Consider the following 24,607-nt stretch of genomic DNA (forward strand, 5'->3'; position numbering starts at 1 on the left):
GTCACCACGGCACCGCCCTTCACCAAAGTGTGGCCTTCTCGACGGCCCCTCCGCCACCCCATAACCGGGGTCCATGAAGTGAACGGCGGGAACGCCTGCTGCTTCTATGCCCAGCCGATCATCCCTTTACTCCAGTCTTGGCCGGGTACGGCCGATGTACCGCCCCAGTCCCTCACCTGATTTAAAGTGCCAGCATGAGCCGACCGCAGTACCCGTCCGCCCGCCGTGACGACATCGTCGACGACCTTCACGGAACGCCGGTTCCCGATCCCTACCGCTGGCTGGAGGATCCGGACGACCCGGAGGTCAAGGAGTGGCTGGACGCGCAGGAGACCCTGTTCCGCTCCGCCGAGCTGGAGGGACGCGACCACTTCCGCGGCCGGGTGGCCGAGCTGCTGCGGTCGGGATCGGTCGGCACGCCGTCCTGGCGCGGCGAGCGCCGCTTCTTCACCCGCCGCTCACCGGAGCAGGAGCACCCGGTCCTGTACGTCGCCGACGAGGCCGGCGAGCGCGTCCTGCTCGATCCCACGGTCCTCGACCCCTCGGGGCTGACCACCCTCGACTCCTACCAGCCGGACAAGGAGGGCAACCGGCTCGCGTACCAGATCTCCGTGGGCGGCGACGAGGAGTCGCGCCTGTACGTCGTCGACGTGGCGACCGGGGAGCCGGTCGAGGGGCCGATCGACCGCTGCCGCTACTCCCCCGTCGCCTGGATTCCCGGCGGCGAGGCGTACTACTACGTGCGCAGGCTCGCGCCGTCGGAGGTCCCGGCCGGTGAGGAGCAGTTCCACCGGCGCATCTACCTGCACCGCGTCGGCACGTCCCCCGACGACGATGTGATGATCTTCGGCGAGGGCCTGGAGAAGACCAACTACTACGGGGTGTCGGTCTCCCTCGACGGCCGCCGCCTGTCGATCTCCGCGTCGCGCGGCACCGCGCCGCGCAACGACCTGTGGGTGGCCGACCTCGCCGCCTCCTCGCCGGAGGCGCCGGAACTGGTCGTCGTCCAGCAGGACGTCGACGCCCAGACCGGGGTCCACTTCGGCCGCGACGGCCGGCTCTACGTCTTCACCGACCTCGGCGCCTCGCGCGGGCGCGTCTGCGTCACCTCCCCCGAGACGCCGGGCCCGGAGCACTGGCGCGACCTCATCCCCGAGGACCCCGAGGCGGTGCTGTCCGACTTCGCCATCCTCGACGGCATGCCGGAGCCCGTCCTGCTCGTCGGGTGGACGCGGCACGCGATCGGCGAGATCTCCCTCCACGCCCTGGAGACCGGCGAGCGGATCGGCGACGTCCCGCTGCCGGGCCTGGGGTCCGTCGGCGGGATCCTGGAACGTCCCGAGGGCGGCCACGAGGCCTGGTTCAGCTACACCGACGACATCACCCCCACCGCGGTCTTCCGGTACGACGCGCTCACCGGCGAGACGACGCTCTGGGAGGCGCCCCCGGGCTCGGTGGAGGTGCCCGAGGCGACGACCGAACAGGTCGTCTACCGGTCCAAGGACGGCACCGAGGTGCGCATGCTGGTAACCTCGCGGCCCGGCTCCGGGCCCCGTCCCACGATCCTGTACGGCTACGGCGGCTTCGGCGTGCCGATGAACCCCGGCTTCTCGGCCACCACCCTCGCCTGGGTCGAGGCGGGCGGCGTGTACGCCGTCGCCCAGCTGCGCGGCGGCGGCGAGGAAGGCGAGCAGTGGCACCGGGACGGGATGCTGGGCAAGAAGCAGAACGTCTTCGACGACCTGCACGCCGCGGCCGAGCACCTCATCGCCACCGGCGTGACCAGCAAGGACCGGCTCGCCATCTCCGGCGGCTCCAACGGCGGCCTGCTCGTCGGCGCGGCGCTCACCCAGCGCCCCGACCTGTACGCGGCCGTCGTCTGCTCGGCCCCCCTGCTCGACATGATCCGCTACGAGAAGTTCGGCCTCGGGGCGACCTGGAACGTCGAGTACGGCTCGGCCGACGTGCCGGAGGAGTTCGCCTGGCTGTGGAGCTACTCGCCGTACCACCACGTGCGGGAGGGGGTGTCGTACCCGGCCACGCTGTTCGCGGTGTTCGGCTCCGACACCCGGGTCCACCCCCTGCACGCCTGGAAGACGGCCGCGGCCCTGCAGCACGCCCAGGCGGGCGACCGGCCGATCCTGCTGCGTAACGAGACCGAGGTCGGGCACGGCGCCAGGGCGGTGAGCAGGTCGGTCGAGCTCGTGGCCGACCAGCTCGCGTTCCTGGCCCGGCACACCGGCCTGAAGGTGTCCTAACGCGGGAAGATGACGGTCTTGTGGCCGTCCAGCAGCACGCGGTGCTCGGCGTGCCAGCGGACGGCCCGGGCCAGCGCCTGGCATTCGAGGTCGCGGCCGATCGCGGCGAGGTCCTCCGGGGAGTGGGTGTGGTTCACCCGCGCGACCTCCTGCTCGATGATCGGTCCCTCGTCCAGGACGGGCGTCACGTAGTGCGCCGTGGCGCCGATCAGCTTCACCCCGCGCGAGTACGCCTGGTGGTACGGCTTGGCGCCCTTAAAGGATGGGAGGAACGAGTGGTGGATGTTGATCATCCGGCCGGACAGCTTGGCGCACATCTCCTCGGAGAGCACCTGCATGTAACGCGCCAGCACGACCACGTCGGCCTGGTAGTGGTCGACGAGGGTGAGGATCTCCGCCTCCTGCCGCGGCTTGGTCTCCGGCGTGACCGGCAGGTGGTGGTAGTCCACCCCGTACGACTGGGTGAGCGGGCGCAGGTCGGGATGGTTCGACGCGACTCCGACGATCTCGATCGGCAGCAGGCCCGAGCGCACCCGGTAGAGCAGGTCGTTGAGGCAGTGGTCGAACCGGCTGACCAGCACCAGCGCCCGCGTCCGCGCCGCGAGGTCGAAGAGCTGGAAGTCCATGGCGAACTCGGGGGCGAGCGCGGCGAACTCCGCCCGCAGCTCGTCGATCGCGGGCTCGCCGGCGAACTGCACCCGCATGAAGAACCGCTCCGCGACGGGGTCGCCGAACTGCTGGCTCTCGATGATGTTGCAGCCCCGGCGGGCCAGCAGCCCCGACACGGCCGCGACCACTCCGGGCCGGTCCGGGCAGGACAGGGTCAGCACGTAATCAGCGCTCATGCTCAGTCAGATCCTCAGAGGGAAGTCGGTACCGGGTTCCAGGGTAGGGGCAGTCACTTGGAGGGTGCGGGCGCGTGGACACGGCGATGACGGACGACCGGCCGGCCGCGCGGGTGGTGTGCGTGGACGACCGCTCGCGGGTGCTGCTGATGCGCTGGCACGACCCGCTCGCCGGCCGGACGTTCTGGGAGCCCCCGGGCGGCGGCATCGAGCCCGGCGAGTCGCCGCTCCAGGCGGCCCGCCGGGAGCTGTGGGAGGAGACCGGCCTGCCCGGCGACGCCGTACTGGACCGGTGGGTGCCGGTCCACCGGGACTTCCACTGGCTCGGCAGGCACTACGTGAAGACCGAGCGCTTCTACCTCGCCCGGTTCGGCACGGCGCCGCCGGTGGCCTCGGCCGAGCTGACCGAGGAGGAGAGCGGCGCCCTCCTGGGACTGGCCTGGCACGAGATCGCCGCCCTCTCCGCGCTGCCCGAGCCGCTCGATCCGCTGGAGCTGCCCGGGATCATCGACCGCCTGCTCGCCGTCGCGCCCTGACCCACCCGGCCGCGGCCCGGGGTCAGCTCTCCTTCTCGTGGCGCTCCAGCGCCGCGCGTACGTCGGGGTCGCCGGGGGCCAAGGCCAGCGCGCGGCGGAGGTCGAGCAGTGCCTCGCGGCCGCGGCCGAGCGCGTCCAGGGCCGTCGCGCGGTTGAAGTAGAGGGCGGCGTCCTCCCCCAGCTCGATCGCCCGGGTCAGGTCCTCGACCGCTCCCGGGGAGTCGCCGGTCTCGAAGCGCAGGGTCGCCCGGTTGGCCCAGGCCGAGGCCAGGCGGGCGTCCGCGGCCAGCGCCGCGTCGAACGCCAGCCGCGCCTCGGCGTACCGTCCGGCCGCCGTCTCGAGCTGCCCCAGCACGCCGTGCAGGTGCGCGTTTCCGGGGTCCAGGGCCAGCCCCGCCTCGACGTCCCGCCTGGCGGCCTCGTGCTCCCCGAGCATCTCCAGGATCCCGGCCCGGTTGACGTACGCGTCGAGACAGCCGGGGTCGAGGTCGAGCACATGGCCGAGGTCGGCCCGCGCGCCCTCCAGATCCCCGGCGGCGAGACGCAGCTCCGCCCGGTTGTAGTACGCCTCGGGCAGCGGCGGGCTGACCCGCATCGCGGTCTCGTAGTCGGCCAGCGCCGCCTCGGTCCGCCCCATCTCCAGCAGCAGGTTTCCCCGGTCCAGGTAGTGGTCGGGGAAGACCGGGTCGATCCCGATGGCCACGTCGAAGTCGGCCAGCGCCTCCCGCCGGCGGCCCAGGCGCGCGAGGAGCTGCGCGCGGTTGGCGTGCAGCACCATCCGGTGCTGGGGATGGGCGTCCGGGGGGAGGTCGCGCCCGGCCAGGTCGAGGGCCGACTCGACCAGGCCGAGCGCCTCGCGGAGCCGCCCCTCGCGCAGTTCGACGAGCGCCCGGCCGTTCTGGTCGAAGCCGAGCTTGAACGCCCGCTCCCGCCGGTCGGGCAGCAGCGTCGAGATCGCGATCGCCTCGTTGATCCAGGCCCTGGCCCTCGTCAGGTCGCGTCGCGCCGGGTCGCGGTCCCGGGCGTCCAGCATCGCCGTGCCGTACGCCGCGGCGGCGTGGACGACCGGATCGACGCTGCCCCTCCGCGCCTGGTCGTACAGCTCCTGCGCCTGCGCGCGCCGTCCGAGGCCGGCCAGGGCGGTCGCGGTGCGGTGGGCGAAGCGCCACCACAGGCCGGACCCCGGCTCGCAGAGCCGCAGCCCGCGCGAGCCCAGCTCCACGACCGCGTGCAGGAAGCCCTCGGCGACGCAGTGGTCCACCGCCGCCCACAGCGCCCGCGTGGCGGCGTCCGGGTCGCCGCCGTGCTCCAGGTGGTACGGCACCGCGCCGAGGGCGCTCTCCGCCGACTCGGCGCCGGCGCTGAGCTCCGCCGCCCTCAGGTCGTGCCGTCGCGCCCGCTCCTCCGGCGCCAGCGCCAGATACGCCCGGTAGGCGCGGGGGTCGTCGGACGTGCAGTCCGAGGCCAGGTAGTCGTCCGGCGGCCCGTCCAGGGGTAGCACCTCCACCGGTCGCATGCCCTCCCACGCGGGCTCGGCGGAGCCCAGGGCCAGGGTGAGACCGGGCACCCGGCGGGCGAGGACGCCCAGCAGCTCCCGGTCCGCCGGATCGGCCTCGTGCAGGTTGTCCGCCAGCAGCGTGCGCGGCTCCGCGAGATGGTCGCGGACGAACTCCGCGATCCCGTTGGCGATCCTGAGCGTGCGGCGCGGCGCGGGCACGAGGATCCGCTCGTCCTCGGGAAGGCGGGCCTCGATGGTCTGACGGCGGGCCGGCACCAGCGGGCGCAGGCTGGGCGCGACCGCGCGGATCTCGATGTCGTGGTCCGCCACCAGGTCCGGGGAACGCTCCAAGGCGGCCGGAACGAGGGCGCGCAGGAGCGCGCCGCCGATCGTGTACGGACCGCGTAGCCGGCGGTGCCCGTTGACGACGGGCTCCAGAGGGGGAGGCGTCTCCAGTGCGCGGAGCGCCGCCACGCGGTCCCGGGCGAGGTCTCCCCGGACCCAGATGTGGTTCGGGCGGCGCCTCACCCCTTGTGAATAACGCTCGACGTGCCGCTGAGCTTCGTCGTTCCCGGTTTGCGGATAATGATCTTCTTCATCATGCCTCTTTCCCCACTCTTGTGGACAAGGCACAAGTATTCGCAGTGATCAGCTATCCGCCAAGAGATGTAAGCATTATCTATCGCGGGAAAAGCTGGGAAACAACGCCGCCCAACTGCTTCTCTATATAAATCACTACATTGTCGCCTCGGGCTTCGCGCCGCAACTCCCGCCATCCGGATTTACGGTAGAGCTCCAGCGCGGCGACCTGCCGCAGTGTGGTGTCGCCGAGCAGCCGGGAGTAGCCGAGGCGGCGGGCGCGCTCCTCGAGCTCCTCCGTCATCCGCGCACCGTAGCCACGCCGCTGGTGGGCGGGATGGACCCGGAGCCGGCACATCTCGGCCGTGTGGTCGTCGACGCGCCGCAGGCCCCCCATGGCGACGAGCTCCGCCCCGGCCACCTCTCCGACGAGGAAATCGCCCCCGGCGGCCAGGTAGACCTCGGTGATCCGGGGGAAGTCGTCGTCGTAGTAGACGCCGTCACCCGGCACGACACCCACCTGGGCGAGGCCGATCTGGTGGAGGGACCACACGGCGTCGAGGTCCGACCACCGGTACCGCCGGATCCGCAGAGGCGCGGCCTCGCTCTCGGCGCCTTCCCTTAGGGCGTCGCGCTCCAGGTCACCCGCCGGCGCGTCTTCTGCCACTCATCCTCCTCACCCGACGTCCTTTATCAGGCCCTTGGGGATCCCCACCCGGCTCTCCGCGAGCATCTCCCGGAACTCCTTGAGCTCGGGCGAGTCACCGTGCTTGGCCCGCACCGCCTTCTCCAGGTCGTATCCGGGCTTGAGCAGGAGGTCGGTCCGGTGGTCCTTGTCGACCATCTCGATCGCGGCGCGGCCCAGCTGGAGCGCGGCGTCGACGTCGCCTTCGATCAGCCGGCACAGCGCCCGGTCGAACCGGATCAGGGTCTGGTCGAGCAGATCGTCGTCCGAATACTGGGAGAGCGCCTTCTCCAGGACCACGTCGGCCTCCACGGTCTGCCCCAGCCGCACCAGGACGTCGCCCTGGTAGAAGTAGAGCTGCCGCTCGGTGTAGCCGAAGGCCGGGTTCTCCCGGTCGCTGTCGTTCATCTGCGCGAAGGCCGTCCTGGCCCGGTGCAGCGCCCGCTTGGCCTGCTCCACCACGTCGTGCCGCGACCCGCCGAGGCCGGCGATCTTCGCCAGCGCCCTCGCCTCGACCACCGGCGCCATGGTGCGCGCCGCACACGGAGTCGTACCGGCCAGGTCGCGGCTCTTCTTGGCGAGCGTCAGCGCCTCACGGGGGTCGCCGTAGTACAGCGGGACCAGCGACTCCCGGGCGGTCACCCAGGCGCGCAGGGCGCGGTCGCCGGTCTCGTCGGCCGCCATCCGGCCGGTCCGGAAGAACGAGCGGGCCAGCCGCTGGTCACCCAGATCGATCATGAGCATTCCGGACAGCCCGGCAAGCTGGGCGGACATCCGGCACAGCCGCTCCTGCACGTCGACGGGCTGACGGTGGTTCAGCGCCTTGCGCACGGCGGCGAACTCCAGCATCACGTCGCAGAGCAGCCGTACCGGCGGCGTGTTCATGTACTGCCGGCCGAACCCCGAGGTGGCCTGCTCCCACTGGTCGAGCATCGCCGGGGAGACGGTGGCCCTCACCATGGTCTCGTCCATCCGCCGCCTGAGGTTCTCCACGGCGCCGAGCACCTCCTCGTTGAGCTCGTTCAGGCCGGCCGCGCTCACGGTGCCGCCGGCAAGGAGCCTCAACAGCGTCCTCCTAAGCACGTTCTCGTCCTCCTCGCCCCCGTCCAACGAAGGGGTGCAGTTGTCCGGCGAGGCCGGCGACGCCGGCCCTGCCCACGGAGCGGGTGAAATGTGTGGTCTGGCGTCTTCGAACGCGGCGTCCACGAGGACCTCGTGCCCGTGTCCGCAGATGCACGGGCCGTCGTAGCCCAGAGCGAGGGGTTCGACGCGGTAGACCGAGCACAGATAGTGGAGGTACTCCGGGCCGGGCCGCTTCATGCCCGACTCGTACGCGGACAGTAGTGTCTCGCCGATGCCGGGCACCGGCTTGCCGTCCCTCTCGAACAGGGCGCGTACCTGTTCGATGACGTCGGCCAGCGCCACGCCGTGCGAGAGGCGGTGGGCCTTGATCCGCGTCGTGCCGAACCGCTGCCCGCAGGCCTCGTAGATCTGCGCGGCGATCTGGGCCAGGGTGTACCCCGCGGCCAGGCCGCGCGCCCGGACCTGGCGCGCGATCTCCGTCTCCCTGTGTTGCCTGCCGGACATCCCGGCCCCTCTCTCATGGCCGGCCGCACTCGCAGCCGCGTGTTTGACCGATCACCGAATCAGTCACGGAGGGTGACTCGTCCGTCGCACTCCGCCCACACCATAATGATGGAACACCCTTTGCGAGGCCAAGTCCCCAACTTGAGGAGATTGACTAAGGATCGTCTCCCGGTGAGGGTTTTCTTTCACCCGACAGGGGTTTTCCTCCACCGGTCATCTTGACCTGGCGTTGACCCGGACGAGTCAGTGAGCCATCTTGGGCGCACCAGAGTGATCGAGCGGAAACGCAAAGTACACAATCAGCCGGGAACGGAAATGAAGGAGGACCGGCCGGTGGGGAACGAGGATTTCCTGCGCCTGGAGCGTCTGGTGGCCGAACTCGACGCGCGGGGCCTGCTCGCGCGAGTCGTACACACCCCTTCGGGCCGCGCCTACGTGCGGGTCATCAACCCCGCCGCGACGAGCCTCACGGAGAACGTCGTCTGCCAGGCGGCGGACTACTGGTGGTCCTGGGGCGAGCGGATGCACCGGGCGGACGACCCCGCCGGAGCGGCGTCGAAGGTCGCCCGCGTGCTCGCCGCGGTGATCGAGTAGCCGCACCGACCACCGTCCGGTCCCGCCGAGCAGGCGGGACCGGACGGTCATCGAGGGGATCCCCTCCTGGAGAACGGCGCCGGACGCGCTTCCGGGTGCGCGCCCGCGCCCTGCCGTGCCGTCACCGGAGCGTGCCGTCCGCCCTCGCGGCGCCGGACGCGTTCCCGTCCCCCCGGCGATGTGACGGAGGCCGGATCTGTCGGCAGTATTGACTACGTTCGAGAAGCTGTCGTCGATCCGATCCGTGGGGGGATCCACCTCGTGTTGCCGCTGTCGCCCGCGACACCCAGCCCAGAGCCGAGCCCGAGCCTGCCCGACCCGGACGTGATCGCGGCCAAGGTGTCGGCGGCGTGCGAGAAGAGCGAGGGCGTCTTCTGCACGGTGCTGAACAGCGCCTTCCCGAACCGGGACTTCCCCGCCTGGGTTCAACTGGTGGCGGGCGTCGTGGACGTGTTCCTGATGATCGCCCTGATCCTCGTCGGGACGCTGATCGTCCGGAACGTGGCGCTCCGGCTGATCACCCGGCTCACCGTGCGGGCGAGCGTCGGCGTGCTGCCGGAGCGGCTGCGCGGCAAGACGGCGCTGACCAGCGTGGACGCCGCGGCGGCGATCATGACCGAGCGCCGCAGGGCGCGCGCCGAGACCATGGGCTCGGTGCTGCGGAGCCTCGCGTCCGTCGTGATCCTGGGCACCGGGGCGCTGATGATCTTCGCGAAGCTCGGGATACCGATCACGCCACTGCTCACCAGCGTCGGGATCATCGGTGTGGCGCTCGGCTTCGGCGCGCAGGAGCTGGTCAAGGACTTCATCGCCGGCATGTTCATGCTCCTGGAGGACCAGTACGGCGTGGGCGACGTGATCGACACCGGAGTGGCCACCGGCACCGTGGAGGCCGTGACGCTCCGCATCACCCGGCTGCGCGACGCCGACGGCAAGGTGTGGTACGTCCGCAACGGCACGATCACCCGTGTCGGCAACGAGTCGCAGGGCTGGTCGAGGGCCCTGGTGGACGTGCCTGTCCCGTACGCGGCCGACATCGCGACGGTGCGCGACCTGCTCAAGAAGCTCGCCGACGACATGTGGGACGACCCGGAGTACCGCGACCTGGTGATCGTCGAGGAACCGCAGGTCTTCGGGCTGGAGTCGGTGTCCGGCACGTCCGTCATCTTCCGGGTCAGCGTGAAGACGGTACCGGCCCGGCACCTGGAGGTCGCCCGTGAGCTGCGGCTGCGGGTGAAGAAGGCCTTCGACGAGAAGGGCATCGCCTTCGCCGCCTGACCTTACCGATGGGTAACTGGCTTAGGCTGAAAGCGTGACCAGCGAGCAGACCCTGTCCTTCTACGAGGTGATCGGCGGCGAGGACGCCTTCCGGCGGCTCGTGCACCGGTTCTACGAGGGTGTGGCCGAGGACCCCCTGCTGCGTCCGCTCTACCCCGAGGAGGACCTCACCGGGGCCGAGGAGCGGCTGCGCCTGTTCCTCATCCAGTACTGGGGAGGTCCGAAGACCTACAGCGAGCAGCGCGGCCATCCCCGGCTGCGGATGCGGCACATGCCGTTCGTGATCGGCGAGGCCGAGCGGGACGCCTGGCTGCGCCACATGGGCGACGCCGTACGCTCCCTGGAACTGCCGCCGGAGCGGGAGAGTCAGTTGTGGGACTATCTCGTCTACGCCGCCCACAGCCTGGTCAACGCATAAGTAACGCGAGCAGCGGGCAGCCCATCTCTCATGGAAAAAACCCCCTGGTGGCGTGATGCCGTTGTCTACGAGATCTACGTCCGCAGCTTCGCCGACGCCTCCGGCGACGGTACGGGCGACCTGGCGGGAATCCGGGACCGCCTGCCGTACCTCGCCGAACTCGGCGTCGACGCGATCTGGCTGACCCCCTTCTATCCCTCCCCCATGGCCGACGGCGGCTACGACGTGGCCGACTACCGCGACGTCGACGCGTTGTTCGGGACGCTGGCCGACTTCGACGACCTGGTCGCCGACGCGCACGCGCACGGCCTGCGGCTGATGGTGGACATCGTGCCCAACCACAGCTCCTCGGCCCACCCGTGGTTCCAGAAGGCGCTGGCGGCGCCCAGGGGCTCGCAGGAGCGCGAGCGGTACATGTTCCGGGAGGGCGGCCCCGAGGGCACCGGCGGCGGCCACGGCGAGCCGAACAACTGGATGTCCACCTTCGGCGGCCCGGCGTGGACACAGGTGCCCGACGGGCAGTGGTACCTCCACCTCTTCGCGCCGGAGCAGCCCGACTTCAACTGGCGCAACCCCGAGGTGCGCGAGGAGTTCCTCGACATCCTGCGGTTCTGGCTGGACCGCGGCGTGGACGGCTTCCGCATCGACGTGGCGATGGGGCTCATCAAGGCGGAGGGGCTGCCCGACACCGATCCGGGGTTCACCGCCAGGTCGCCCATCTGGAGCCAGCCGGAGGTGCACGACGTCTACCGCGACTGGCGGCGGGTCCTCGACTCCTATTCCGGCACCCGCGTCGCCGTCGGCGAGGTCTGGACCGACTCCGCCGAGGACCTCGCGCTCTACGTGCGGCCGGACGAACTGCACCAGAGCTTCAACTTCGCCTGGCTGGAGGCCCCCTGGTCGGCCACGGCGTTCCGCAAGGTCATCGACGACACCCTAGTCGCGGTCGCCTCGCCGACCTGGGTGCTGTCCAACCACGACGTCGTACGGCACATCACCCGGTACGGGCAGGGGTCGCTCGACCCCGGGGCCGGCCTCGCGCGGGGGCGTGCGGCCCTGCTGGCCATGCTCGCCCTCCCCGGCTCCGCGTACCTGTACCAGGGTGAGGAACTCGGGCTCCCCGAGGTGACCGACCTGCCGCCGGAGTCGCGTCAGGACCCGATCTTCGCGCGCTCGAACGGCGAGGTGCCGGGCCGGGACGGCTGCCGGGTGCCGCTGCCGTGGTCGGGCACCGAGCCGCCGTACGGCTTCGGGCCGGGCGGGTCGTGGCTGCCGCAGCCCGCGGACTGGGCCGGCCTCACGGCCGAACGGCAGGCCGCCGACCCGGCGTCGACGCTGTGGTTCTACCGGCAGGCGCTGCGGACGCGGCGGGAACTGCGCGGCACGCTGCCGGACGCGATCACGTGGCTGGACTCGCCCGAGGAGACGCTGTTCTTCCAGCGGGGACGGCTGCTCTGCGTCGTCAACTGCGGCGAGGGCGCGGTCCCGCTGCCGCCGCACGACCAGGTGCTGATCACCAGCAGCCCGCTCGACGGCACCGACCTCCCGCGCGACACCGCGGCCTGGCTGCTCACCGCCTGACCCGAGGGCGGCGCGCGTCCCCGCCGTCCCGCTCCCCGATCGCCCTCGTTCCCCCGCCACGTGGCGACCGGCCGCCGTTGCTCCTCGGCCGGTCCCAGGCGGGGCTCGGGGGGTCGTCGGAGGGCCGCCGGGCGGGTCGCCGGAAGGGCGGCGGCCAGGCGGCTCAGGGTGGGCTCAGGCGGGGGCGGAGAACCGGCGGAGGAAGGCGACCTCATCCTCGCCGAGCCTGCGTGGCCACGCCGCGGCTGAGTCGTAGGCGACCAGGATCGTGCGTGCCTCGGCGTAGAGGGTCGCGTCGTCACGGATCTCGTACGCCAGGGTGAACCGCGACCTGGAGATCTCGGTCACCCACACCTCGACGCGCACGGGATCGGGGCGGAAGTTCAGCGGCCGCCGATAGTCGATCTCCTGCCGGGCCACCACCAGGTCGAGCCGGTTTCCATCGCTGTCGCGCGGGCGCTCCCACAGCATGGACACCCGCGCGTCTTCGAGGTAGTCGAAGAATCTGACGTTGTTGACGTGGCCGTAGCTGTCGATGTCGGCGAAGCGCACCTTACGCTCGAAGATGTAACGGTGGGCGTGCTCGGCAGGGCCGGCGAGGATCGGCTCGGTCACCGCTCCAACCTAGTGCCGCGACCACCGAGGTTCGCCCGGACGGGGCGGTGTCCGCGAAGGTGGCCGCGAGGTCCCCCGCCGGGCACGGCGGGGGACGGGACGAGAGTCCTGATCAGTCGCGGGTGAGCTTGCGGTAGGTGACGCGGTGCGGGCGGGCCGCCTCCGCACCCAGCCGCTCGATCTTGTTCTTCTCGTAGTCGGCGTAGTTGCCCTCGAACCAGAACCAGTTCGAGCCCTCTTCCCACGCGAGGATGTGGGTCGCGATCCGGTCGAGGAACCACCGGTCGTGGGAGGTGATCACGGCGCAGCCCGGGAAGTCGAGCAGCGCGTTCTCCAGGCTGGAGAGGGTCTCGGTGTCGAGGTCGTTGGTGGGCTCGTCCAGCAGCAGCACGTTGCCGCCCTGCTTGAGTGTGAGCGCGAGGTTGAGCCGGTTGCGCTCGCCGCCGGACAGGATGCCCGCGAGCTTCTGCTGGTCGGGACCCTTGAACCCGAACGCCGCGACGTACGCCCGGGACGGCATCTCGACGTTGCCGACCTTGATGTGGTCGAGCCCGTCGGAGACGACCTGCCAGACGTTCTTGGCGGGGTCGATGCCGGCCCTGCTCTGGTCCACGTACGAGATCTTGACGGTCTCACCGACGGTGATCGCCCCGCTGTCGGGGGTCTCGGCACCGGTGATCATCCGGAACAGCGTGGTCTTGCCGACGCCGTTCGGGCCGATGATGCCGACGATGCCGTTGCGGGGCAGGTCGAAGGAGAGCTCGTCCATGAGCAGCCGGTCGGCGAAGCCCTTGCTCAGCTTCTCGGCCCGGATGACCGTCGTGCCCAGGCGCGGGCCCGGCGGGATCTGGATCTCCTCGAAGTCGAGCTTGCGGTACTTGTCGGCCTCGGCGGCCATCTCCTCGTAGCGCTGGAGACGGGCGCGGCTCTTGGTCTGCCGGGCGCGGGCGTTCGACCGCACCCACTGCAGCTCCTCCTCCAGGCGCTTCTTGCGCTTGACGTCCTTCTGCCCCTCGACCTTCAGGCGCGCGGCCTTGGCCTCCAGGTAGGTGGAGTAGTTGCCCTCGTAGGGGAAGCAGCGGCCGCGGTCCAGCTCCAGGATCCAGTTCGCGACGTTGTCGAGGAAGTAGCGGTCGTGGGTGACGGCCAGGACGGTGCCGGGGTACTTCTCCAGGTGCTGCTCCAGCCACTGCACGCTCTCGGCGTCGAGGTGGTTGGTGGGCTCGTCGAGCAGCAGCAGATCGGGCTGTTCGAGCAGCAGCTTGCACAGCGCGACCCGGCGGCGCTCGCCACCGCTGAGCTGGGTGACGTCGGCGTCGGGCGGCGGGCAGCGCAGCGCGTCCATGGCCTGTTCGAGCTGGCTGTCGAGGTCCCACGCGTTCCGGTGGTCGAGGGCGTCCTGCAGGCGGCCCATCTCCTCCAGCAACGCGTCGCTGTAGTCGGTGGCCATCTGCTCGGCGATCTCGTTGAACCGGTCGAGCATCGCCTTGGTCTCGGCCACGCCCTCCTCGACGTTGCCGAGCACCGTCTTGGCGTCGTTGAGCGGCGGCTCCTGCTGGAGGATGCCGACCGTGAAGCCGGGCATCAGCCGGGCCTCGCCGTTGGACGGCTGCTCCAGCCCCGCCATCATCTTGAGCAGCGTGGACTTGCCCGTGCCGTTCGGGCCCAGGACGCCGATCTTGGCCCCCGGCAGGAACGACAGCGTGACGTCGTCGAGGACCACTTTGTCGCCGTGCGCCTTGCGCACGCGCTGCAACGTGTAGATGTACTCCGGCATGCCTTCAAGCCTAGGGGATCGCACCGGCAGCGCCGTCCGCGCTGCGGGGAGGAGGGGCCAGTGGTGCGGCGGGGAGGCAGATTCTGTCCCTGCCGAGTTCCTTGGCGCGGTAGAGGGCGAGGTCCGCCGCGGCGAGCAGCTCCAGCAGATCCTCGCCGTGGATGTTGAGGATCGCGACCCCGGCGGAGACCGTGACCGTGACCGCCGCCTGCTCGGTGGGCACCGCCATGCGGCCCACCCGGACGCGCAGCCGCTCGGCCACCCGCCGTGCCTCGTGCACGTCGGCGCCCGGGAGCAGCACGACGAACTCCTCGCCGCCGAACCGGCCCACCACGTCGTACTCACGCAACTGCGTGCGGAGGGTGGCGGCCACCTCGGCGAGCACCTGGTCGCCGACCAGATGACCGTATGTGTCGTTGACCTTCTTGAAGTGGTCGATGTCGACCAGCACCAGCGCGAGGGGGTTCCCGGTCCGCTGCGCCCTGACGATCTCGGTGTCCGCCTCCCGCTGCCAGGCGGCGGCGTTCAGCAGGCCGGTCTTCGCGTCCGTCCGGGCGGCTGCCTGGAGCTGCGCGTGCAGCAGGCTCCGCTGGAGCAGCACGACGGGCGGCAGCACGAGCAGCAGCAGCGTGAGGTTGATCCCGCAGACGACGGCGACGAGCACACCGAGGCAGAGCTCGACCGCGTCGAGAAGGACCCGCTCGCGGTCCCAGAGAACCTCGCCCCAGCGGCCCTCGGGATCGGACGCGTGCGCCGCGACCGCGATCAGCGCCGTGTTGAGCACGGTGAACAGCACCGCGCAGGCCGCGGCGACCACGATCGGCCCGCCCTGCCCCGAGGACAGCCGCGCCGGTCCGGCCACCCAGTGGTGGAAGGCGGCGGACGCGGCGCCCGCCGCGAGCCCGATCGCCGCCGCGCTGAACACCCGCCGGTAGAGCACCGTCGCCCGCACCCTGAGCTGGAGCAGGATCTGCATCGGGACGGGCGCCAGCAGGGCGTAGACCGGCGGCAGCAGGAACGCCGCCGGGAGCCACCAGGCCGACAGCAGGTCGCGGGACACGCCGGCGGGCATGCCGAGGCGGCGGGTGGCCTCGATGCAGACGGCGCCGCACAGCGTGAGCGCCCCGAACATGGCGAGGTCGCAGGTGTGGAAGACGGTCGCCCTGGCCAGCACCGCGACCAGGACGGTGTAGAACGCCAGAATCGCGCAGACGTAGGACACGAGGGCGGGCGGCTGGGTCAGCAACGGCCAGCGGCTCCGGGAGCAGATCGTGCCGCGCGTCCTCGCCGAGGTCTGACCGGTTGCCGTCATCCCGCCCCCCAACGACGCCAAATCAGCATCTCACGATGTGTAACACAATAGTTGCGGAGTGTGCGACGCGCGACGGGAACCGCTCCCTTCACGCGGGCCATCTGCATCCGATGGACTGCGGGGGTGTCTGCGGCGATTTGCCCGGGGCCCGAGCCCGGCGACGCCGCGCTCCCGCGACCAGCGGGTTCAGGCCGCCAGAGCGCGTGGGAGCAGGGAGTGGTCCGCGTTCTCCTGTGCACCGGGCGCCATGCCCGTGACCACGCCCTCGTCCCCCTCGGCATCGGGCTCGGCATCGGGCTCGGCGACAGGATCCGCGTCCGCCATGGCGCCGCCGCGCTCCCCGTCGGGGGCGCCGAGGGCGGGGCGCTCCGCCGCGGTCGTGCTCCGGCCGCCGACGAGGGCGTCGAAGGCCTCGTCGGTCTCACCGCCGTCGGCGGGACGGGCGCCGGCGGCGGTGCGTCCGGTCAGTTCCCACTCCCTCGTGGCGTCCTCCATCGCCTGGCGGTCGTCGTCGCTGACCGCTCCGGCGGAGTAGGCGCGGATCGGCTTCTCGTAGGTGGTGATGCCCCACTTGAGGTCGTGGCCCACGGAACTCGCCTCGATCTCGGCCCAGAACCGCTGCTCGCCCTCCCGCTCGAACTGCTTGATGCGCAGCTTGCCGTACACGACGACCGGATGGCCCTTGCGGATTGACTGCTGGACGTTGTCGGCCAGTCCCCGGTAGCAGCGGACCACGTAGTAGGTGGTGTCCCTGGTCTGCCAGGTGTTCGTCTGCTGGTCGAGCACGCGCCGGTTGACGGCCATCCGCATCGACGTGACGTGCGAGCCGTCGCGGAACCGGTACTGCCTGGGGTCGTCGGTGACGTTCCCGCTCAGCGTGACGTAGATGTCGCTCATGGAAGTGCCTCTCCGGCCCGGTCACCCGCCGGGCTCGGATGCCACCCTCGCCGGGGCGGCCGTCCCCGTACGGGCCGGAAACGCGTTCTGTGGACGGCCGGGCACCTGTGGACAACCCGGCGGGGTCAGCGGCGGGTGGCCGCCATCGCGCCGAAGAACTCGTTGTAGCGGTTCAGTTCGCGTTCGACCGGCTGGATGACCATGTCCTGCGCGAGGAGGTCCACCCGGCGCCTCATGTCGCGTTCCAGGCGGTCGCGTTCCCTGCCCGCGCCCAGGACCACGAAGTTCCTGCTCGCCAGGGCGGAGAAGAGGCCGAGCCCGAGGACGCTGATCATCATCAGCCCCACCCAGGGCAGCAGGGCCACGTCGCCGAGGGCCTCGGCCGGCGGCCGGCCCGCTCCGAACACGCCGTACGCCAGGATCGCCCCGGCCCAGGCCAGGCCCGCGGCGAACATGATCACGAGGAGGTACTGCCAGATCTTCAACAGCCACCACCAGCCGGGCACCCGGTCGAGTGGCGGGGCCACCTCCGACAGTTCGGCGGACAGCGCCCCGGGCAGCTCGCCAGACCGGGACCGGGCGGCCTGGCGCACGCCGTCCCGCCACTGTTCCGGCATGCCGGCGGTGAGCCCGTCGGAGAGCGCCGTCACGGCGTTGTCCACCTCGGCGGGCTGCGCCGTGATCGAGCTGCCGACCAGGCCGCGGATGTCGTCCTTCACGGCCCCGAGGCGGAGGCTCTTGATCGGATCGGGCCGCACGCGGGCCGCCCAGCGCGCGTACGGCCATCCGACCCAGGAGATCGAGCGGACGCCGTACACGTTCTCCATCGCCTCGCCGAGCGCGGAGACGCCGATCGCGTCGCACAGAGCGTCGACGAGCGCGGCACGCCGCGCGGCGTCCACCGCCGGTTCGACCCGCAGCATCTCGGGGAGGTTCTTCACCAGGCGCACCACCAGGCGGTCGAGGTCGGCTTCGAGCCGCTGGTAGGCCGCTCGCCGGGCGGCGACGGACTCGGCCAGGACGGCCTTCAGGCCGTCGACGCCCTCGCCGGTGGTGGCGGAGGTGGTCACCACCCGGGGGTGGGCGACCCCCTCACGCCGGAGGAGGTCCTCCAGATCGCCCGCGCACTCGGCCCGCTCCTCGGAGGTGAGCCGGTCGGCCTGGTTCAGCACGAACACCGTCACCGCGTCGTGCCCGGTCAGCTCGGCGACGTAACGCCGATGGACGGAGGCGTCGGCGTACTTCTGCGGGTCGAGCACCCACACGACGAGGTCGGCCAGCTGGATGAGCCGATGGGCCTCGGGATCGGTGAGCGCGCGGATCGAGTCGTGGTCGGGCAGGTCCAGCAGGATCAGCCCGTGCAACTGGCTCTCGCCCCGGTCCAGGGCGCTGGCGCGGGCGAACCTGTGCCGCCACTGGATCTGCAGCCAGTCGAGCAACGGGCTCGCCCCGTCGATGCCCCACACGCAGGCGTGCGTGCGCGCGGTGGTCGGCCGGCGCGCCCCGGTGGGTGAGAGCTCCAGCCCGGAGATGGCGTTGAAGAGGGAGGACTTGCCGCTTCCGGTGCCCCCGGCGAGCGCGACGACGGTGTGGTCGGACGACAGCTTGAGCCGGTCGCCCGCGCGCAGCAGGAGCTGGGCCGCCTCCGTGATCAGCGCGGGGTCGACCCGCCCCTGACCCAACTCGACGATCTTGGCCAGGGCGGCGAGCCTGGACCCCAGCCCGTGCTGCGTTTCGGCGGTGCTGACAGTCGTCATCGATCCCTCACCGTCGGTGCCCGGGGCGTCCCGGGCCGGATGGGCTCCGTCATCGTGCGACCTCGAGGTTGTACGTCGCCTGGTACAGCCGCGTCGCCGCGGCCTCGTCCGGTATGCCCGCGCTGTCGAGGGCGTCGACGTACCTGAGGGTCTCCTCGTCGAAGAGCAGGCCGATTCTGGCCCGGAGGTCGCTGCGGGCCTTGGCGCTGATGCTGCGCAGCGACTCGGCCCCGAGCAGGCCGCGCAGCAGCCGCTGGGGCAGCGCCCCGGCGCCGGTGGCGGCCTGCGGATCCGTGGCGCCGTAGCCGAGCAGGCCGATCATGAAGATCAGCGACAGCGACTCCACGTCGAACGAGACCAGCTTGGCCACCGAGCGCTTGGTCACGCCCTCGGTGCGGATCAGTTCGGTGACGTGCTCCTGCCAGGCGGCGACCGTCCTCGCGGTCCTGCGGGCGATGTCCTCCGGCGGACGGCCGAGTCCCGGAGTGGCGGCGAGCCGGTCGCCCGCGCCCGCGCGCTGCCGCCACCGGGTCACGACCTCCTCGGCGGCCCGCTCGACCGCCGAGGTGACCAGGGATTCGAGGCCGGCGCGGATCGCCGCCTTCAGCCCGCGGACCCGCTCGGGACCCTGGTGGTGGCCCTTGGCGCCGCGACGCAGGTGCAGCGTGCGCATGAGGTCGCCGGAGCCGGCGAAGTCCTGCCACCGCGCGAGCACCTCGCCCCGCAGCAGCGAGCCGTCCCGGGTCGCCTCGTCGATCTCCGTGAGCGCCCCCATGTACGCCGCGTCCACGTCCGAGCGCAGGTCGGCGCGCAGCGCGACCTGGGTCTCCAGGTGCCGGGCGAGCGCGGGCAGGCGGGTGCGGAAGCTGTTGAGCACGCCGTTCAGGGTCGCCCGTACGGCCTCCTCCCGCCGTTCGTCGTCGACGGACAGCCCGGTCAGCCACATCCGCAGCTCGGCGATCTCGATCTCGGGCAGCCGCCCTTCCTGGACGGTCGTCTCGTTGATGACGAAGCGCTCGACGTCGCCGAGGCCGTACTCCTTCAGCATCCGGCCGAAGTGCTTCATGATGACGTCGCGGGACCGGGGCGGCACCCGGGACAGCACGATGACCAGGCGCGCCCTGCGCTCCTTGGCCCGCCGCAGCAGGCCCCAGGACGGCGCGTCGGCGTACCGGGAGGCCGTGGTGACGAACACCCACAGGTCCGCGGCGTCCAGCATGCGGTGCGCGATCTCGTGGTGCTCCTCCACGACCGAGTCGATGTCGGGCGTGTCGAGCAGGGCCACCCCCGCGGGCATCGACGGGCTCGGCACCAGGACGACGCCGCCGGGCGCGGCCTCCGCCGGGGGCTCGTCGAGCCTCTCCAGGCCGCCGAGGAGATCGCCCCGCGCGTACCATTCGAGGTCGCCGGGGTGGACGGCGAGCACGGGCGTGCCCGTGGTCGGGCGGCGCACTCCCGTGGCCGTGACCCGGCGGCCCGCGAGCGAGTTGACGATGGTGGACTTGCCCGCCCCCGTGGACCCCGCCACGACGATCATCGCGGGCGCCGTGCTCAGGTGGACGCGCGGGATGACGTAGTCGTCGAGCTGGGCCAGCACGGCCGCCTGCGCCTTGCGCGCCTCCTCCGCCCCCGGCACGTCGAGGCCGAAGTGCAGGTCCTTGACCGCCGTGCGAAGCTGGTTGAGCGCCTCCGTCAGCGCGGCGGAGACCGGCTCCGGCATCGGGATCTCGCGCATCCGGTCCTCGCCCGGCGCGTCCTCCCCGTCCTCCGCGTTCTCGCCGTCGTCCGCGCCGACCGCGTCCGCCCCGGCTTCCGGATCCTCCGCGTCCGCCGGATCTGCCTCGCCGGAGTCGCCCTCCGCGTCCCCCGGGTCCGCCGCGTCCGCCGGGTCGGAGTCGTCCGCCGGGTCCTTCGCGCCCGTCTGGCGGGCGTCTTCCTCCGCGCCTGCGGCGTCTACCGCCGCCGCCTCTTCGGCCGCGACCGCCGGGTCCGTTCTGTCCGCCTCGCCGGCCGCGTCCGCCTCGTCTCCGGCGTTGTCCCGTACGTCTCCGGGCGCGCCGTCCGGTCCGTCCTGGCCCGGGATGGTCCCGTCGTCCGCCGCGCCGGGCACTGCCTCGTCCGTCCCGGGTACGGCCACGGAACCGGCCCCGGCCCCGGCCCCGGCCCCGGGGCCGGAAGTCTCGGGGCCGGAGCTCTCGGACAGGGCGTCGTCGTGGGCCGTGGGCTCCGGGGCGCCGGGCCGCAGGACGGGAACGTCGTCGCGGATCTGGGGAAACGCGACCGTACGCTCCCCCGGCGACTCGGGCGGCGGATCCCCGGCGTCCGGCTCGTCGGTGACGGCCTCGCCCGAACCCGCACCGGTCCCGTGGTCGGGCGTCTTCCTGGCTGCCGATCTCACGGGACCCGCTCCGCTCGCACCATTTCGATCTCCTGGCCGACCTTGACGACCTCGCCGACGATCACGATCGCCGGAGGCCGAACTCCGGCCGCGGTCACCCGTTCCGCCACCGTCGACAAGGTGGCGGAAACGGCTCGCTGGGTCGGAAGAGTACCGTCCTGCACCACCATCACGGGAGTTTCCGGCGAACGTCCGTCTCGAAGCAGGGCCTCGGCGATCTCCTTGATCCTTTCGACCGCCATCAGAAGTATCAGGGTTCCCGCTGATCTCGCCAGTCCCGGCCAGTCGACGGTGGACCTCGGGTCGCCGGGCGCGACGTGCACCGAGACGACGTGGAACTCCTGGCTCACACCGCGATGGGTGACCGGGACGCCGGCCGCGCTGGGGACCGCGACCGCGCTGGTGATGCCGGGCACCACGGTCACCGGGATCCCCGCGCGGGCGCAGGCGATCATCTCCTCGCCGCCCCGCCCGAAGACGAAGGGGTCGCCGCCCTTCAGCCGTACGACGAACTTGCCCATCCGGGCGTGCTCGACGAGCAGTTCGTTGATCTTCTCCTGGGACAGCGACCGGCCGTACGGGACCTTCGCGGCGTCGATCAGCTCGACGTCCGGGGACAGCTCGTCCAGGAGGGCTCGCGGCGCCAGGCGGTCGGCCACCACCACGTCGGCCTGGGCCAGAAGCTGGCGGCCGCGCACCGTGATCAGGCCGGGGTCGCCGGGGCCGCCGCCGACCAGGGCCACCCCGACCGGCCTGGTGCGGTGCCGCCGGGCGTCGACGGTCCCGTCCCTGAGCGCGCCGACGATGGCGTCCCGGATCCCCGCCGCACGCCGGGGGTCTCCGCCGGCGGTGACCGCCACGCCGATCTCGTCCACCCGGCCGTGCGCGGGGGTCCAGGCGGCGGAGGCGTCCTTGTCGTCCGCCCTGACACACCAGATGCGCTTGGCCTCGGCCTCGGCGGCGACCGCGGTGTTGACCTCGCGGTGGTCGGTGCAGACGTGCACGAGCCACGCGCCGTCACAGTCGCCGACCTGGTACGGACGCTGTTCCCAGGTCACCCGCCCGGTCGCGATGAGATCGTCCAGCGCGGGGGTCACGCTGGGCGAGATCAGAGTGACGGAGGCTCCCGCGTCGAGCAGCGCGGGGATCCGCCGCTGGGCGACGCGTCCGCCGCCGACCACGAGCACACGCCGCCCGTCGAGGCGCAGTCCGAGCAGGTAGGGCGCCATGACCTCAGTCTCCCTGTTGCGTCAAGGGTGCATAGTTAGGAGGCAAACCTACCCGCTGGGCTCCGGCCGCATTCACCGGACGAGACCGGACGGCCGCGGGCGGGTGTCCCACCGTCTCAATCGCCCTTGTCCGTCACGCCGGCGGAGTCGAAGGTGGCGACCTCGTGCATCACCCGCGCGGCGGCGCTCACCAGAGGGTGGGCGAGCAGGCCGCCGGTGCCCTCCCCGAGGCGGAGCCGCAGGTCGACGAGGGGCTCCAGGCCCAGATGCGACAGCGCCACCGCGTGCCCGGGCTCCGCCGAACGGTGCCCGGCCAGGCAGTATCCGACGGTGTCCGGGGCGAGCGCGCTCGCGGCCAGGGCCGCGGCTCCGGCGATCACTCCGTCGAGGATCACCGGCACCCGGGCCACGGCGGCGCCGATCACGAAACCCGCGATCGCCGCGTGCTCCAGCCCGCCGACCGCCGCGAGCACGCGCAGCGCGGAGTCCGGGCCGCCCGGTACGGCCTCCGCCTCGGCGATCCCGTTGACCCGCAGGCCGCGCCGGACAATCTCGATCTTGTGCTGATACATGGCGTCGTCGACGCCGGTGCCCCGCCCGGTGACCCCGGCGGCCTCCCTGCCCGTGAAAGCGCAGATCAGGGCGGCAGAGGCGGTGGTGTTCGCGATGCCCATGTCGCCGGTCACCAGGCAGCGCGCGCCGGCGGCGACGAGATCGCGGGCGACCTCGACCCCGGCCGTCAGGGCCGCGGTCGCCTGCTCCCGCGTCATCGCCGGGCCCTGGGACAGGTCGGCCGTGCCGTACGCGACCTTGCGGACGAGCAGTCCTTCGGCGGGAGGCAGGTCGGCCGCGACACCCACGTCCACCACCGTCACCGACGCGCCGACCTGCGCGGCGAAGGCGTTGGCGACCGCTCCCCCGGCGGCGAAGTTGGCCACCATCTGCGCGGTGACCTCCTGCGGCCAGGGGCTCACCCCCTGCGCGTGCACGCCGTGGTCCGCCGCGAAGATCGCCAGGGCGGCCGGGGCCGGGAGCGGCGGCGGGCAGGCGCCCGCGATGCCGGCCAGCCGGGCCGCGACGTCCTCCAGGACCCCCAGAGAGCCGCTCGGCTTCGTGAGCCGGTCCTGGTGCGCCCGGGCCTCCGCCATCGGGCCGGGCTCGACCGGCCGGACCGCGCCGAGCGTCTCGCCGAGGGACGTCATGCTCTCTCCTTCGTCACGGTTCCGCCGTGTCAGCCCGCCAGGCCGGCTCACCGAGCCGGCTCGCCACGTCAGCCTGCCGAGCCGGCCAGCGATCCCGGCCCGCCATGCCGCCCCGGCACTCCGGTCCGGCCCGCCGCACTCACTCGTCACGCCCGCCCGCCCGCCCGCACCCGCCCGTGGCTCCCGCCGCGACCGATCACGCGGCCGATCAGCGGGCAGAACCACCATGCGGGGCCACCGCGCCGGACGAGGCCGGGCTACACCGCGCTGGCCACTCCGGGCTGGGCGAGCGGTCCGTCCGGTGAACCGCCGCGGATCTCCGTGACGGCCTCGGCGTGGCCGGTCGCGCCGATCATGGTATCGGTCTCGGCGGCGGCCTCCGTCCTCCCGTCGAACGCCTCGGCACCGAACGCCTCAGCGTCGAATGCCTCAGCGTCGAATGCCTCGGAGTCGAAGACCTCCGGCGAGAGCACCTCCGCGTCGAACGTCTCCGCTTCGAGAGCGTCGACGTCGAACTCCACGTCGAGGGCGTCCACGTCGAGGGCTCCGGCGTCGAGCGTCTCGATCGCCGGCATGTCCGGCCCCGCCGCCCCGATCGCGGGCACGGCGACCGGCACGACGGACGGACGGCCCGGGGCCGCCGGGGCCTGCCGCGTCGTGGCGGGGACGGTGACCGGCGCCGGGGAGTGCGCGGCTCCCGCGAGCGCCTCCTCGTACCGGTCGATGACCACGTCGGCGAGTCCCTCGCAGTCGCCGATCACCTCGGCGCAGCGGATGTCGAGCCCCTCGTGGTTCGCGCCGTAGGCGAGCGCCTGCGCCCAGATGCGTTCGAGGACGGCACCCGCGAACAGGACGTACGGGAGGACGATCACGCGCTTCGCGCCGAGCCTGCGGCAGCGCTCCAGGCCGCCGGGCACACCGGGACGGGTGTGCGAGACGTAGGCGGTCTCCACGGTCAGCAGGTCGGCGGCGTGGGTCTCCCAGAACAGTCGCGAGACCCGGTGGACCTCGGCGTTCACGGCCGGATCGGTGGAGCCGTGCCCGACGAGGACGACCGCGGTCTCGCCCGGCGTGATCTCGGCGGGCGGCTCCTCGGTGACGAACCGGGGCATCTCGGCGCGGGCGTCGGCGAGTCGCTCCGCGAGCAGCCTGAGCACGCGGGGATCGGGCCCGAGCGGACGGCCGAGGTCGTACTCCAGTGTCGGATGCCGCTCCTGCTCCAGGGCCATGGTGCCGGGGATGTCCCCGAGCGCGCGCCGGTCGCCGGTCAGGCTGAGCGGCACGGCGACCAGGTGGTGGTGGCCGCGGGCCACCAGGGAGGCGATGGACTGGCCGAGCTGGGGGCGCGCGTTCGTGATGAAGCCGCCGCTCACTTCGGCGGGAAGCCCGTCGAGGCGGCAGCGGAGCCGATGGACGAACCTGCCGAACTCGGCCACGCCGGTCTCATCGTGGGTGCCATGGCCGATGAGCAGCAGCGGCGGTTTCATTTAGCTGATCTCCCCTGCGTTGACCTGCGTGTCGTTCACAATCCTCCGCTCCCACCGGAGCGCCCGCGCGCCGG

Annotated in this window: 19 protein-coding genes; 6 read left to right on the forward strand and 13 right to left on the reverse strand. The window is 72.1% G+C overall.

Going from position 1 to position 24,607, the window contains the following annotated elements:
* Positions 1-194 precede the first annotated feature (194 nt).
* Positions 195-2,258 (forward strand): prolyl oligopeptidase family serine peptidase, encoded by a 2,064-nt coding sequence (locus tag FED44_RS22855; RefSeq protein ID WP_138461985.1) that lies wholly within the window; start codon positions 195-197, stop codon positions 2,256-2,258.
* Here the strand turns inward: FED44_RS22855 and purU are convergent.
* Positions 2,255-3,103, reverse strand: a complete 849-nt coding sequence (gene purU, locus FED44_RS22860; RefSeq protein WP_111700847.1) for a formyltetrahydrofolate deformylase — start codon at positions 3,101-3,103, stop codon at positions 2,255-2,257. The genes FED44_RS22855 and purU overlap by 4 nt on opposite strands.
* Positions 3,104-3,177: 74 nt before the next feature.
* Here purU and FED44_RS22865 point away from each other — a divergent pair, with 74 nt between their 5' ends.
* A complete protein-coding gene (locus FED44_RS22865) occupies positions 3,178-3,639 on the forward strand; it encodes an NUDIX hydrolase (protein WP_279633906.1) in 462 nt (153 codons plus the stop codon).
* 22 nt (positions 3,640-3,661) lie between these two features.
* Here the strand turns inward: FED44_RS22865 and FED44_RS22870 are convergent, their stop codons facing one another.
* The 3 genes from FED44_RS22870 to FED44_RS22880 all read right to left on the reverse strand — a co-directional run bounded on the left by FED44_RS22870 (position 3,662) and on the right by FED44_RS22880 (position 7,988).
* A complete protein-coding gene (locus FED44_RS22870) occupies positions 3,662-5,665 on the reverse strand; it encodes a tetratricopeptide repeat protein (RefSeq protein ID WP_138461986.1) in 2,004 nt (667 codons plus the stop codon).
* A gap of 151 nt (positions 5,666-5,816) precedes the next feature.
* Entirely contained in the window at positions 5,817-6,383 is a 567-nt protein-coding gene (locus FED44_RS22875; RefSeq protein WP_244302163.1) for a GNAT family N-acetyltransferase, read from the reverse strand.
* A gap of 9 nt (positions 6,384-6,392) precedes the next feature.
* Positions 6,393-7,988, reverse strand: coding sequence for a tetratricopeptide repeat protein (locus FED44_RS22880; RefSeq protein WP_111700849.1), 1,596 nt, complete (start codon positions 7,986-7,988; stop codon positions 6,393-6,395).
* Between the two features lie 333 nt (positions 7,989-8,321).
* Between FED44_RS22880 and FED44_RS22885 the strand changes: the two genes are divergently transcribed.
* The 4 genes from FED44_RS22885 to FED44_RS22900 all read left to right on the forward strand — a co-directional run bounded on the left by FED44_RS22885 (position 8,322) and on the right by FED44_RS22900 (position 11,859).
* Positions 8,322-8,582, forward strand: a complete 261-nt coding sequence (locus tag FED44_RS22885; RefSeq protein ID WP_111700928.1) for a hypothetical protein — start codon at positions 8,322-8,324, stop codon at positions 8,580-8,582.
* Between the two features lie 261 nt (positions 8,583-8,843).
* Entirely contained in the window at positions 8,844-9,860 is a 1,017-nt protein-coding gene (locus FED44_RS22890) for a mechanosensitive ion channel family protein (protein WP_244302164.1), read from the forward strand.
* A gap of 34 nt (positions 9,861-9,894) precedes the next feature.
* Complete coding sequence (locus tag FED44_RS22895) at positions 9,895-10,278, forward strand: globin (RefSeq protein ID WP_244302165.1); 384 nt, start codon at positions 9,895-9,897, stop codon at positions 10,276-10,278.
* Positions 10,279-10,308: 30 nt separating this feature from the next.
* Positions 10,309-11,859 carry a glycoside hydrolase family 13 protein gene (locus tag FED44_RS22900; protein ID WP_138461987.1) on the forward strand — a complete coding sequence of 517 codons (1,551 nt, stop codon included), beginning with the start codon at positions 10,309-10,311 and terminating at the stop codon, positions 11,857-11,859.
* Positions 11,860-12,033: 174 nt separating this feature from the next.
* Here the strand turns inward: FED44_RS22900 and FED44_RS22905 are convergent, their stop codons facing one another.
* The 9 genes from FED44_RS22905 to FED44_RS37560 form a co-directional block, all read right to left on the reverse strand.
* Positions 12,034-12,474 (reverse strand): acyl-CoA thioesterase, encoded by a 441-nt coding sequence (locus tag FED44_RS22905; protein ID WP_244302166.1) that lies wholly within the window; start codon positions 12,472-12,474, stop codon positions 12,034-12,036.
* 112 nt (positions 12,475-12,586) lie between these two features.
* The gene (gene ettA / locus FED44_RS22910; RefSeq protein WP_111700851.1) at positions 12,587-14,251 is read right to left on the reverse strand and encodes an energy-dependent translational throttle protein EttA; all 1,665 of its coding nucleotides are present in this window, start codon (positions 14,249-14,251) and stop codon (positions 12,587-12,589) included.
* A 10-nt stretch (positions 14,252-14,261) separates the two neighbouring features.
* A complete protein-coding gene (locus FED44_RS22915; RefSeq protein WP_111700852.1) occupies positions 14,262-15,563 on the reverse strand; it encodes a GGDEF domain-containing protein in 1,302 nt (433 codons plus the stop codon).
* A gap of 186 nt (positions 15,564-15,749) precedes the next feature.
* A complete protein-coding gene (locus tag FED44_RS22920; RefSeq protein WP_138461988.1) occupies positions 15,750-16,460 on the reverse strand; it encodes a single-stranded DNA-binding protein in 711 nt (236 codons plus the stop codon).
* A 125-nt stretch (positions 16,461-16,585) separates the two neighbouring features.
* Positions 16,586-18,217 (reverse strand): GTPase, encoded by a 1,632-nt coding sequence (locus FED44_RS22925; RefSeq protein WP_138461989.1) that lies wholly within the window; start codon positions 18,215-18,217, stop codon positions 16,586-16,588.
* Between the two features lie 49 nt (positions 18,218-18,266).
* Positions 18,267-20,615: a GTPase gene (locus tag FED44_RS22930; RefSeq protein ID WP_262367151.1), complete on the reverse strand. Its 2,349-nt coding sequence runs from the start codon at positions 20,613-20,615 to the stop codon at positions 18,267-18,269.
* Positions 20,612-21,844: a uroporphyrinogen-III C-methyltransferase gene (gene cobA / locus FED44_RS22935; RefSeq protein ID WP_111700855.1), complete on the reverse strand. Its 1,233-nt coding sequence runs from the start codon at positions 21,842-21,844 to the stop codon at positions 20,612-20,614. Before cobA ends, FED44_RS22930 begins: the two co-directional genes overlap by 4 nt.
* 116 nt (positions 21,845-21,960) lie before the next feature.
* Positions 21,961-23,046 (reverse strand): nicotinate-nucleotide--dimethylbenzimidazole phosphoribosyltransferase, encoded by a 1,086-nt coding sequence (gene cobT, locus FED44_RS22940; protein ID WP_138461990.1) that lies wholly within the window; start codon positions 23,044-23,046, stop codon positions 21,961-21,963.
* A 257-nt stretch (positions 23,047-23,303) separates the two neighbouring features.
* Positions 23,304-24,533, reverse strand: coding sequence for a sirohydrochlorin chelatase (locus FED44_RS37560; RefSeq protein ID WP_244302169.1), 1,230 nt, complete (start codon positions 24,531-24,533; stop codon positions 23,304-23,306).
* Between the last annotated feature and the right edge of the window lie 74 nt (positions 24,534-24,607).

The organism is Microbispora triticiradicis (assembly GCF_005864065.1).
In the GTDB taxonomy this organism is placed as follows: domain Bacteria; phylum Actinomycetota; class Actinomycetes; order Streptosporangiales; family Streptosporangiaceae; genus Microbispora; species Microbispora triticiradicis.